The following is a 12446-nucleotide window of genomic DNA, read 5'->3' as shown; positions in this document are numbered from 1 at the left end:
AGCCGCCTATTATCTGACAATCTACAACAGGCGACAACAGGTTAACTGTAGGGTTATTACGGATTCACAAACGTCGATTTAACGCGTTGCGAGCGTTTGAAATAGGGCACCAACAGTGCTGCAGCCAGCAATGGGAACAGCAGTTGGCGCACGGCAAAGGCGTCCGGAACCGGTGAAAACGCAAACGCTTTAATCGCCAGTAACACGGAGATCAGCAGCCATAGAATATAATGCTTAGGCACACAGGCTCTGCGTTTGAAAAACGCAATCGTCAGCCACAGCGTGTAATACCACATGGCAATCGCGGTAATAAAAGAGACGCCCCATAACAGCAAATTTGCCGTACTTTGCGCACCCAGCGTTTGGAAGGTTTGCGGTGTAGCCAGCGCAGTGACATAAAGTAATAACGCCAGCGAAGCGCTCAACAATGCGACTAACAGCCAGGCCAGTGGCCCAAGTAGCCAGCCCCCGATACGTTGTGCCGGTGTGGTAGTCATCTCTTCTCCAGGTTTACGCGCGCAATCAAACATGCCATTCATTTTGGGGCAATTATTATAAAGCTTTTAACGTTGAGCGCTACTTTCTTCTTTATTGCACGTAATGCCAGACTGATTTGGGTACCTGACCAACATCAAACAGACGACCTCCTGAGATAAGCTCCGCACGGCGATGGTCTGCAGCGCGATACATATTGATAATGTCGCTATCGTCGGTGAGCGTGTAGTTAAGATGGTCGAACAGTTTTTCCAGACTTTCGAGTGAACTGATTTTGCGGAATTTTAATAAGTAATCCTGAACAGTCATAAATGGAAATCCATATTAATAAAATAATACCAACGGAGTAGTAAATATAAATAATAAACAACCTGCACAGGTAAAAGCGGATTGACGCGCAAATGTGAGAAGAGTGTTCATACCTGTGGAAAAGCAGGCGCTATGCGCACCTGCGGTAAGGGTAACGCGCTTCGCTACAGCAGGCAATATGCACCGGAGTGGGATGCGGCATTATTCTCTTTTTTTGACAAAATTCGATCTTTTGCAGCCAAACCCTGCCGTTACTCGATGTTAATTGCCGGGTTATAAGGGACTGCAGATGCTTATTTCTTCTGCACAGCAGCAACGGGCTCCGGTGGCTGGTAATTGTCAATATGATTGGCAACACCCAGCAGGATCACAGAGACGGTGAGAACAATCCAACCTGCTAATTCAATAAGACGATTCATTACTGATGACATTTGCTTTGATTTATCCATAAACACAGGCTGCAAATGTTACTAATCTCTCAATAATACAGCAAGATAATTGGGAACGATTTCTCCCTCTTTTTCGCTGCAAGTTAAGCATAAGTGGCATATGTTTGACTTAAGTTAATAAACAACCTTTGTAGCGAAATGGTTATTAAACTATTGAGACGTTGCAGGGTATGGTGTGAAATAGGTCAGTCCTGAATTGAGAGGCTATAACATGAGTGACAACATCCGCGTTGGGCTAATTGGCTATGGTTACGCCAGTAAAACCTTCCATGCCCCCCTGATTGTGGGCACACCGGGCCTCGAACTGGCTGCGGTTTCCAGTAGTGATGAAGCAAAAGTGAAGGCAGACTGGCCAACGGTGGCGGTTGTTGCTGAGCCTAAACACCTTTTTAACGATCCGAATATCGACCTGATTGTGATCCCCACGCCTAATGACACTCACTTCCCGTTAGCGAAGGCTGCGCTGGAAGCGGGCAAACATGTGGTTGTTGATAAGCCTTTCACCGTGACACTGTCACAAGCGCGCGAACTGGATGCGTTGGCGCGTAGCCTTGGCCGCGTGCTGTCCGTTTTCCATAACCGCCGCTGGGACAGTGATTTTCTGACGTTGAAAGCCCTGCTGGCGGATGGCGTTTTGGGGGAGGTGGCGTATTTCGAATCCCATTTCGATCGATTCCGCCCGCAGGTTCGTGATCGCTGGCGTGAACAGGGTGGTCCAGGAAGCGGCATCTGGTATGATTTAGCACCGCATCTTCTGGATCAGGCGATTAACCTGTTTGGTTTGCCCGTCAGCATGACGGTAGACCTGGCTCAGCTTCGCCCAGGTGCGCAAGCGACGGATTACTTCCATGCCATCCTGACTTACCCGCAGCGTCGTGTGATTCTGCACGGCACCATGCTCGCTGCCGCTGAGTCGGCCCGTTATATCGTGCATGGATCGCGTGGCAGCTATGTGAAGTATGGTCTTGACCCGCAGGAAGAGCGCCTGAAAAATGGCGAGCGACTGCCTCAGGAAGACTGGGGTTACGACATGCGCGATGGCGTGTTGACGCGAATAGAAGGCGAAGAGCAGGTTGAAGAGACCTGGCTGACTGTACCGGGTAATTACCCGGCGTACTATGCTGGCATTCGTGATGCGCTAAATGGTCATGGTGAAAACCCGGTACCGGCGAGACAAGCTATTCAAATCATGGAGCTGATTGAGCTGGGTCTTGAATCGGCGAAACATCGCTCGACGCTGTGCCTTGCCTGATTAGGCAAATGCCGGATGGTGATGCTCAGCATCTCATCCGGCACTTTAACCGTCACGCTGCGGCGACTTTCTCGCGCAGGGCACGTTTTTCTTCGTTACTCAGAAATGCCATTTCCAGGCCGTTGATTTGCGCCTGACGGATCTGTTCGCGCGTGAGTCCTGCTGCTGGCGCGGCAATGGTGTACTCGTGAATAATATCCACACCCTGTACCGCCGGATCGTCCGTATTCAAGCTGGCTACAACGCCATGCTCAAGGAATGTTTTCAGCGGGTGGGTTGCCAGAGAGGCGACGGTGCTGGTCTGAATGTTCGATGTCAGGCAGGATTCGATGCCGATACGGTGTTCGGCGAGGTAATCCATCAACGCACGGTCTTCAACGGCTTTAACGCCGTGACCAATACGTTCTGCGCCCAGCTCTTTAATGGCCTGCCAGATACTTTCTGGTCCCGCGGCTTCGCCCGCATGTACGGTAATACGCCAGCCGGCGTCGCGCGCCTGATTGAAATGCGACAGGAACAGACTGCCCGGGAAACCCAGTTCGTCACCCGCCAGATCCAGCGCCGTAATATGGTCACGGTGGGCTAACAGCGCATCCAGTTCCTGCAGGCAGGCGGCCTCGCCGAAGGTACGGCTCATAATGCCAATTAAGCGAGCTTCGACGCCAAAGGTCTTGCAGCCCTCGCGTACGCCGGCAATGACGGCTTCAACCACGCCCGCAACCGGGAGCTGATGCGCCATCGCCATATAGCCGGGTGAAAAACGTAATTCTACATAGTGCAGACCGTTACGTGCTGCATCCTCAATATTCTCAAATGCCACGCGGCGACACGCATCCAGCGAGGCCAGTACCTTCACGCCCCAGTCGAGCTTGGATAAAAAGCTCACTAAATCCGGCTCAGTTGATGTGACTTGCACATGAGGGATCAGCATTTCCAGCGTTTGTGCCGGAAGCGTTAAATTGAACTGACGACCCAGATCCAGGATCGTTTGGGCACGGATGTTACCATCAAGGTGGCGATGGACGTCGGTCAGGGGGAGGGAAGTATCAATCATGGTCGCACTCGTGTATTTAGGTAAAGTGCGTCGTATTATATGAAAAAATCGGGATAAAAAGCTATGTTGCGCAATGAATAATTTCATTGCGCAAACTTAATTAGCGTACAGAACGGATGGCGTTAATCAGCCCCTGAACGCCTTTTTCAAGCTTGGATCTTGGGCATCCGGCATTGAGGCGTACAAAACCGCGACCTTCTTCTCCGTAGGTATATCCCGGCATGATAGCGACTTTCTGCTGGTGGATGAGAGCATCCTGCAAGGCATGGTCATCAATATTGAGCGGACGCAGGTCAATCCATGCCAGATAGGTGGATTGCGGGATCTGCCAGTTGAGTTCGGGGAATGCGGCATTAAGCTCACGCGCAACGTAATGCAGATTGCTGGCAAGATAATCGCGCAGCGCATCAAGCCAGCTTGCACCCTGTTGATAAGCGGCAATATGTGCGCTAAGCGCCAGCACCGCAGGCGAGGAAAGACCATCGCGGCCTTTTAACGCGCTGAGGTAATCGTTGCGGCTTTGAGCATCTTCAATGAGTCCGTAAGCCCCGGTTAGTGCCGGAATATTAAAACTCTTTGAGCCGGAAGTGAGCAGTGCCCAACTGCCACGCGCGACGTTACTCCACGGGATGTGCGGCCGGTCTGACCATACCATATCCATATGAATCTCATCGGAGATGACTTTTACACCATGGCGCTGACACAGTTCTGCCATGGTTTCCAGCTCGTCGCGCGTCCACACTTTGCCCGTTGGGTTTTGTGGGCTGCAAAGCAGAAGAATTTTGCTTTCAGGTCGAGACAGGGCTTTCTCCAGCGCAACCATGTCGCAAAACCAGCCGTCGGCGCGTTTTTCCAGTCCGACTGCGTGTACCTGGCGCTGATTACCTTCAATCGCTTTGTAAAACGCATCGTAAGCCGGAGTATGGATAACCACCGCATCGCCCACGGATGACCACTGGCGGATCAACTCCGACACCATATAGATGACCGAGGGGCCATATACCAGCGACTGAGGATCTATTTGAGTGTTATGCCGCGAAAGAAACCAGTGGCTTATCGCCGCCAGAAACTCATCGTTTTTCCAGCGGCTGTAACCCAACACGCCATGTGACAGGCGCTGAGTCAGCGCCTCCAGAATGCAAGGTGCGGTGGCAAAATCCATATCGGAGATGGTGAATGGCAGCAGGTCGGCTGAACCAAAACGGTCGGCAACGTAATCCCACTGAGTACACCAGGTACCGTGCCTGTCCACAACCTTTGAAAAATCAAACATATTGTTGTCCTTAAGCCTGTACGGTGTTCATCAGAACCGCGATCTCGTCTTTCACTGACTGGACCTGCGGACCGATAACGACCTGAAGGTTATGCTGATTGAGTTGTACTACGCCAATGGCACGATTGTCCTTCAGAGCCTGTACGTTAACAAGCGACATATCTTTCACCGACAAGCGCAGACGGGTGATGCAATTATCCAGGCTGACAATGTTTTCCGCGCCGCCCAGCGCCGCCAGAATAGCAGGGACGTTGTAACCTGATTTACCCGGCGCTCCGGCCATTACTTTTTCGATATTGCTGGCAATTTCGACTTCACGGCCCGGCGTCTTCAAATTGAAACGCGTGATGGCGAAGCGGAAGATCACGTAGTACACCGCAAACCAGATAGCCGCGACAACAGGGACCAGGTACCACTTGGTGGACAATCCGTGCAGGATGCCGAACACCACGAAGTCAATCAGGTTACCGTCAGTGTTACCGATAGTGACGCCAAGCACCGCCATCACGGTGAAGCCAAGACCGGTTAGCAGGGCGTGGATTACATACAGAACCGGAGCGACGAACAGGAATAAGAACTCGAGTGGTTCAGTTGTACCGCCGATGACACAGGCAATCAGGCCAGAAATTAATAACCCTTTAATTTTATGACGATTTTCAGGGCGTGCGCAGTGGTACATGGCTAATGCCGCACCCGGTAAACCGCCGAGGAACGCCGGCATTTTACCCTGGGACAGGAAGCGTGTTGCGCTTTCAGAGAAACCTTGCGTTGTCGGGCAGCTCAGTTGAGCCTGGAAAATAGTCAGTGCGCCGCTCACGCTATGGCCGCAGACTTCCTGTGTGCCGCCAGCTTCGGTGAAGCGAATGAGTGCCACCAGAATATGGTGCAGGCCAAAAGGCAGCAACAGACGTTCACCGGTACCAAACAGCATAGGACCAAATTCCCCCGCGCTATTGATGATGTGACCGAGTCCGGTAATGCCCATGGCGAAAACTGGCCAAATCAGGGGAATGACCAGCCCGACCAATCCCATCACCACCGAGGAGATGATAGGCACAAAGCGCGTACCACCGAAAAACGCCAGCGCATCCGGCAGACGAATGTTGTGGAAGCGTTCATGCAGCATCCAGACAATGATCCCGGCAATAACGGCACCGAGGATCCCGGTGTCGATCGACTGGATCCCCAGAATGTTTTGCACGTTGTTGGCTTTCAGGATCGCCGCATCTGTGGTGGGTAAGATACCTTTGGCGGTTAACCAGAAATTGACGGCGAGGTTCATGACCGCATAACCGACAAAACCGGCGAACGCCGCAACGCCTTTGTTCTCGCGCGCCAGGCCCAGAGGAATGGCAATACAGAACATGACTGGCAGGAAGCTAAACGCAAAAGAGCCAACTTTACTCATCCAGGTAAAGATGGCCTGCAGCAGCGGATTCCCCAACGCCGGGATCAGCGTTAAGACATCATGGCTGCTCAACGAGCTGCCGATCCCCAACATGATCCCGCAAAATGAGAGCAGCGCTACAGGCAGCATAAAGGTTTTGCCCAACTGCTGGAAAAATTCCCATAACGTTATTTTTGGTGTGGTTCTCGCCGTCATCAAACGACTCCTTGTAAAGGCTAGCTGACTAATGATGGCGAGAAGATAAAACGTTTTACCTAATTTTAGTGCGGTATAAATCACATTATCGAACGATAATAGGGGGTATAAATATAAGTGATTGATAAAACGTTTTATCTGTCACGTTATCAGGGAGTTTTCTGTTTTTATGGCTATAGCCAAAAAAATAACCATCCATGATGTTGCGCTGGCTGCGGGGGTTTCGGTCAGCACCGTCTCATTGGTGCTCAGTGGAAAAGGGCGAATTTCATCAGCGACCGGGGAGCGGGTGAATGCTGCTATTGAGCAACTGGGGTTTGTGCGTAACCGCCAGGCATCAGCGCTGCGCGGCGGGCAGAGCGGAGTAGTTGGTTTGATTGTACGCGATCTTTCAACGCCGTTTTACGCCGAGCTGACGGCGGGTCTGACGGAAGCGTTAGAAGCGCAGGGGCGCATGGTCTTCTTACTGCACGGCGGTAAAGATGGGGAGCAGTTGGCGCAGCGTTTCGCGATGTTACTCAACCAGGGGGTGGATGGCGTGGTCATTGCCGGGGCCGCCGGTAGCAGTGATGCACTGCAACAGTTGGCCGCTGACAAAGGGATCCCGGTGGTATTTGCATCACGCGCCAGCTACATGGATGACGCAGACACCGTCAGGCCCGATAACATGCAGGCTGCACAGTTACTGGTTGAACATCTTATCCGCCACGGACACCAGCGTATTGCCTGGCTGGGCGGGCAGAGTTCTTCATTGACTCGCGCAGAGCGCGTCGGCGGTTATTGTGCAACGTTACTAAAATATGGTTTACCGTTTCATAGCGACTGGGTGCTGGAGTGCTCATCCAGCCAGAAGCAGGCCGCAGAAGAGGTAACGGCGCTGTTACGCCGCAATCCCACTATCAGCGCGGTGGTGTGCTACAACGAAATAATCGCCATAGGCGCCTGGTTTGGCCTGATGAGAGCAGGACGTCAGAGTGGTGAAATTGGTGTCGATCGCTATTTCGAACAGCAAATATCGTTGGCCGGATTCGCTGATGTGGCGGAAAACGCGTTGGACGATATCCCGATTACCTGGGCCTGTTCGCCCGCGCGTGAAATGGGATACACCCTTGCTGAACGTATGCTACAACGCATTGCCCACGATGAAGGTCATTCACGCAATCTGACGCTTTCCGCTCGTCTGGTGGCGGCGAAATAAAAAAGCCCGATAAACACTGTTATCGGGCCTGTCACTGACGAGTGATTATTGTTGCGGGATGGCAGGGGCATCCGGCTGTGTAAGAGAAGGCATACCGAACATACCAACAAACTCATCCAGCGGCATTTTTTGTCCGTTCAGCGTCACCTGGCCGTTTGCGTATTGCAGGCTGGTGCCGATAACGTTGTCCTGCAAAGTCGTAATGCGGAACATCTGCCCCATCGCCGCCAGGCCATTAACCTGTTGCTTCGCCAGACCAGCCGCTTCTTCCTGCTGATATCCTTCCAGTTTGGCAATTTGCGTCATGAACTCAGTCGCCATATCGACAGGGATGGTCAGTTTCGCATCCAGCGATTTGACGGAACGATCCACTTCCTGGGCCAGCGTTTGCGGCTCCACCGTGTTTGCGGTCGGATCTTTTAGCAGCAGTGACAGATTAAATGTGGTTTCACCTTTTGCATTCTTCCAGCTCAGTGGAGCAATGGTGACAACCGGTTCGCCTTTCATCAGAATCGGTAGCGCATTAAAGAAGGCTTCGGTGACTTTCTGCTGATAAAGCTCAGGATTTTGTACCACATCAATCTGCGCCATCAGCGCTTTGGTTTGGGCGCTGTACTGCTGGCTGAACTGGTGCAGTGCTTCACCGTCAATCTGGCCAACTTTCAACGTCAGCTTACCGCTCCCCATATCCTGGCCCTGCAATTTAAGGCTGTTCAGGGTGTAATCCAACTGGCTGTTGACGGTTTTGCCATCGTTAATCAGATCGGATTTGCCATCGATACCCATGCCTTCCAGCACCGCCAGCTCTTTGCCCTCGACTGAAATCGACAGTTTTTCGAGGGACAATTTCTGATCGCCGATGCGCTCACCAAAGCTTGCAATACTGCTGGAACCTTCAGTTTTCAGGTTATTGAAAGTAACTTGTACTTTCTGATCATACTCATTGACGGCATTAACCAGGCCACTTTGCGCCTCGCCAGTCAGCGACACCGCATTACCATCCTTATCTGCCGTAAACTGGAATTCCCCGCCGCTAAAGGCCACTTTTTCGTCGCCTTTCTCGTAGTTCAGCGGTTTGAGGGAGAGATCGGAACGGGTATCCCCACTGTAGCCAATACGGGAATTAATGATGAATGGCGTCTCACCTTTGGCAATATCAAACAGCGGCTTTGTCACGTCGTTATTGACCAGCGTCGTTTTCACGGAGGCCATTGCCGGAACAAGATTCAGTGATTTCAGCTGAGCCAGCGGGAAAGGACCGTGATCCACGGTTTCATTCAGGACGATGCTTTGCCCCGGTTTCAGCCAGGAATCTGCCTGACCGGCAACAGGTTTCACCACCAACTGCAGTTGGCTATTGAACACGCCGCGCTGGTAGTTTTGATAACTCAGTTCAATGCCCGCCTCTGGGGAGTAGCGTTTTAACTGATCGTTTGCCTGCGTCACCATCTCGGCGAGATGCGTTTCGAGTTTCTTTCCTGTGTACCAGGCGCCGCCCGTCCAGACGATACCCAGTGCAACCACCACACCCGCAGCTACCAGCGATTTTTTCATTTTGATATCCATAAAATAAAACCAGGCGTTTGAAGACGCCTGGAGGAGTGACATGTCTTTAACTCACTACAGCTTAGCAAGAGTTGTTAAAAATATCAGTATCTTGCTACAGCTTGTTATAAACCCGAGCTAAACGGCCCGTGCCGCTGACGTTTACCGGCGATTCATTCGCGCTAATAAAGGCCGACTCACCCGGCTGCAGCACCAGACGCTGCTCGCCCTTGCTCAGCACAGCTTCACCTTCGATGCAGAATAAAATGGCCGCACTTTGCTGGCTGATATCTGCGCCATTGGCGGTCAGTTCATGCAAGGAGAACGCGAAATCGTCGACCGGAATGGGGAAGTCCAGTTCGCTGTCAGTCTTAACTGGCGTGGTCAGCAGTTGATTGGCTGGCTTGGCGACAAACTTAACGTTGGCGACCAGCTCCGGGATATCAATGTATTTTGGCGTCAGTCCGGCGCGCAGCACGTTGTCCGAGTTAGCCATTACCTCCAGCGCCACACCTTGCAGGTAGGCGTGTGGGGTTTCGGCAAATAAGAACATCGCTTCGCCAGGATTGAGCTTCACCACATTGAGCAGCAGCGGGGAGAAGAGCCCGCTGTCATTCGGATAGAAATCGGCGATCAGGCGAATGGTTTGCCACGGTTCACCCTGCTGGCTGTTCAGCGCCGATTTCAGGATCGCCAGCGCATGGGATTTCTCCTCATCCTGCATATTCAGCAAGCTGGCGAAAAGATAGCTCAGACGTTCCGCGCTCGGTTCCTGCAGGAAATGCGCAATAGCCGGATGCGCGGCGGACACCGGTTGTAACAATGCGACAATGTCAGAGAACTCGCGGAATGCGTTCATCGCCAGGAACGGTGTCAAAGCAAAAACCAGTTCCGGTTTGTGGTTAGGATCTTTGTAATTGCGCTCGGCGGCATCCATCGGGATCCCCGCCGCGTTTTCTTTGGCAAATCCGATTTCAGAGTTGTGCTTGTTAGGATGAACCTGAATCGAAAGAGGTTGCGCGGCGCACAGCACTTTAAACAGGAAAGGCAGTTCACCAAAGCGTTTCGCAACGGCATCGCCTAACAGTGCGGATTTATCGTGTTCTATGACATCACGCAGAGCGACCGTCTGGCCGTTAGCGTCCAGAACCTGCGAACTGCTTTTCGGATGCGCGCCCATCCACAGCTCAGCCATCGGTTGCTGAGTGGGGTTGGCAATCCCATAAAGTTCCGTTAACGCAGTTTTACTTCCCCAGGCGTAGTTCTGCACTGAGTTGATGAGTTTTTGCATTCTCAAGCCCTGTTTCAATGTGGAATTTTCTACGGCTATTAAACCAAGAAACCCTGAGCGAAGTAACCTGCACATGTAAAAAGTCGTACTTGTCTCAGTTTTTGTTAAAAAATTGTGTAGGATATGGTGACTCGCTTTTAATACCCTGAGTAATTCCGGTTGCAGAAAGCCTTTCCTTCTACAACCCGACCTGCGGCAGGGAAGCAGGGCAATGGAACATCTGCCCAGAGAATAACCAGACCGAGCAGTAAGTGAGAGCACAATGTCAAACAAACCCTTTCATTATCAGCATCCTTTCCCCCTCAAAAAGGATGATACCGAATACTATCTGCTGACCAGTGACCATGTCTCCGTTGCCGAATTTGAAGGGCAGGAGATTGTTAAAGTCGCGCCGCAAGCCTTAACGCTGCTGGCTCGTCAGGCCTTCCATGATGCCTCGTTTATGCTGCGTCCTGCGCATCAGCAGCAGGTGGCCGACATTCTGCGTGACCCGGAGGCCAGCGAAAACGACAAATATGTGGCCCTGCAATTCCTGCGGAATTCTGATATTGCGGCAAAAGGTATTTTGCCGACCTGTCAGGACACCGGCACCGCGATTATCGTGGGTAAAAAAGGTCAGCACGTCTGGACTGGCGGCGGGGATGAAGCTGCGCTGGCGCGCGGTGTGTATAACACCTACATCGAAGACAACCTGCGCTATTCACAAAACGCCGCGCTGGATATGTATAAAGAGGTGAACACCGGTACCAACCTGCCGGCACAGATAGATTTGTATACCGTCGATGGCGATGAATACAAATTCCTGTGTATTGCTAAAGGCGGTGGTTCGGCGAACAAAACCTATCTGTACCAGGAGACCAAAGCGCTGCTCACGCCGGGCAAATTAAAAAATTACCTGGTTGAGAAGATGCGAACGCTGGGAACTGCGGCCTGTCCGCCGTATCACATTGCGTTCGTGATCGGTGGAACGTCAGCGGAAGCCACGCTGAAAACGGTGAAACTGGCGTCGGCTAAATATTACGATGAGCTGCCGACCGAAGGTAACGAACATGGTCAGGCATTCCGCGATGTGGAGCTGGAAAAAGAGCTGCTGATTGAGGCACAGAATCTGGGGCTGGGCGCTCAGTTCGGCGGGAAGTACTTCGCTCATGATATCCGCGTGATCCGCCTGCCGCGTCACGGTGCGTCGTGTCCGGTTGGTATGGGCGTTTCTTGCTCAGCCGATCGAAATATCAAAGCTAAGATCAACCGTGAAGGTATCTGGATCGAAAAACTGGAGCATAATCCAGGCAAATATATACCAGAAGAGTTGCGCCAGGCGGGAGAAGGCGAAGCGGTACGCGTTGACCTCAATCGTCCGATGAAAGAGATCCTGTCTCAGCTGTCGCAGTACCCGGTTTCTACACGTCTGTCGCTTAACGGTACCATCATTGTTGGCCGTGATATTGCGCATGCGAAACTGAAAGAACGGCTGGATAACGGCGAAAGTTTGCCGCAGTATGTTAAAGATCATCCGATCTATTACGCTGGCCCGGCAAAAACGCCGGAAGGTTATGCCTCTGGTTCGCTTGGACCAACCACGGCAGGGCGTATGGATTCGTATGTTGACCAGCTTCAGTCCGCAGGTGGCAGCATGATCATGTTGGCGAAAGGCAACCGCAGCCAGCAGGTGACCGATGCCTGTCATAAGCATGGCGGCTTCTACTTAGGCAGTATTGGCGGCCCGGCAGCGGTGCTGGCCCAGGGCAGTATCAAGAGTCTGGAGTGTGTGGAATACCCTGAACTGGGGATGGAAGCCATCTGGAAAATTGAAGTGGAAGATTTCCCGGCGTTTATCCTGGTGGATGACAAAGGCAACGATTTCTTCAAGCAGATTCAGACGTCGCAGTGCGCACGCTGCGTTAAGTAACGTCAGCCGCCCTTCGGGGCGGTTTTTTTTGTGCACAGAAAACCCCCAGCTAGGCTGGGGGTTCCGGA

The 12446-nt window shown here is 52.2% G+C and carries 11 protein-coding genes; 3 read left to right on the top strand and 8 right to left on the bottom strand.

The features are described 5' to 3' along the window. Positions 1–56: 56 nt before the first annotated feature. The 3 genes from GFC06_RS16470 to blr form a co-directional block, all read right to left on the bottom strand. Positions 57–497, bottom strand: coding sequence for a DUF2569 domain-containing protein (locus GFC06_RS16470; protein WP_016153009.1), 441 nt, complete (start codon positions 495–497; stop codon positions 57–59). A 91-nt stretch (positions 498–588) separates the two neighbouring features. Continuing rightward, complete coding sequence (gene ydgT / locus GFC06_RS16465; protein ID WP_003832804.1) at positions 589–804, bottom strand: transcription modulator YdgT; 216 nt, start codon at positions 802–804, stop codon at positions 589–591. Between the two features lie 293 nt (positions 805–1097). Beyond that, entirely contained in the window at positions 1098–1223 is a 126-nt protein-coding gene (blr, locus tag GFC06_RS16460; RefSeq protein ID WP_019076739.1) for a division septum protein Blr, read from the bottom strand. Between the two features lie 241 nt (positions 1224–1464). Between blr and GFC06_RS16455 the strand changes: the two genes are divergently transcribed. After that, complete coding sequence (locus GFC06_RS16455) at positions 1465–2505, top strand: oxidoreductase (protein WP_016153010.1); 1041 nt, start codon at positions 1465–1467, stop codon at positions 2503–2505. A gap of 52 nt (positions 2506–2557) precedes the next feature. Here the strand turns inward: GFC06_RS16455 and add are convergent, their stop codons facing one another. The 3 genes from add to malX all read right to left on the bottom strand — a co-directional run bounded on the left by add (position 2558) and on the right by malX (position 6435). Further along, a complete protein-coding gene (gene add, locus GFC06_RS16450) occupies positions 2558–3559 on the bottom strand; it encodes an adenosine deaminase (protein WP_153690388.1) in 1002 nt (333 codons plus the stop codon). A gap of 100 nt (positions 3560–3659) precedes the next feature. Beyond that, a complete protein-coding gene (locus GFC06_RS16445; RefSeq protein WP_153690387.1) occupies positions 3660–4832 on the bottom strand; it encodes a MalY/PatB family protein in 1173 nt (390 codons plus the stop codon). Positions 4833–4842: 10 nt separating this feature from the next. Then, positions 4843–6435 carry a maltose/glucose-specific PTS transporter subunit IIBC gene (malX, locus tag GFC06_RS16440; RefSeq protein WP_075848264.1) on the bottom strand — a complete coding sequence of 531 codons (1593 nt, stop codon included), beginning with the start codon at positions 6433–6435 and terminating at the stop codon, positions 4843–4845. Between the two features lie 169 nt (positions 6436–6604). Between malX and GFC06_RS16435 the strand changes: the two genes are divergently transcribed. Continuing rightward, positions 6605–7633 carry a Mal regulon transcriptional regulator MalI gene (locus tag GFC06_RS16435; protein WP_016153014.1) on the top strand — a complete coding sequence of 343 codons (1029 nt, stop codon included), beginning with the start codon at positions 6605–6607 and terminating at the stop codon, positions 7631–7633. A 45-nt stretch (positions 7634–7678) separates the two neighbouring features. Here GFC06_RS16435 and GFC06_RS16430 read toward each other — a convergent pair whose 3' ends face one another. Both GFC06_RS16430 and manA read right to left on the bottom strand, forming a co-directional pair. Next, the gene (locus GFC06_RS16430; protein WP_029139531.1) at positions 7679–9187 is read right to left on the bottom strand and encodes a YdgA family protein; all 1509 of its coding nucleotides are present in this window, start codon (positions 9185–9187) and stop codon (positions 7679–7681) included. A 106-nt stretch (positions 9188–9293) separates the two neighbouring features. Continuing rightward, on the bottom strand, positions 9294–10469 hold the full coding sequence (gene manA / locus GFC06_RS16425) for a mannose-6-phosphate isomerase (protein ID WP_049041450.1): 1176 nt from the start codon (positions 10467–10469) through the stop codon (positions 9294–9296). A 262-nt stretch (positions 10470–10731) separates the two neighbouring features. Here manA and fumB point away from each other — a divergent pair, with 262 nt between their 5' ends. Beyond that, complete coding sequence (gene fumB / locus GFC06_RS16420) at positions 10732–12378, top strand: class I fumarate hydratase (RefSeq protein ID WP_153690386.1); 1647 nt, start codon at positions 10732–10734, stop codon at positions 12376–12378. Positions 12379–12446 lie beyond the last annotated feature (68 nt).

The organism is Citrobacter braakii (assembly GCF_009648935.1).
Taxonomy (GTDB): domain Bacteria; phylum Pseudomonadota; class Gammaproteobacteria; order Enterobacterales; family Enterobacteriaceae; genus Citrobacter; species Citrobacter braakii.
This window is presented reverse-complemented; position numbering and strand designations above follow the sequence as displayed.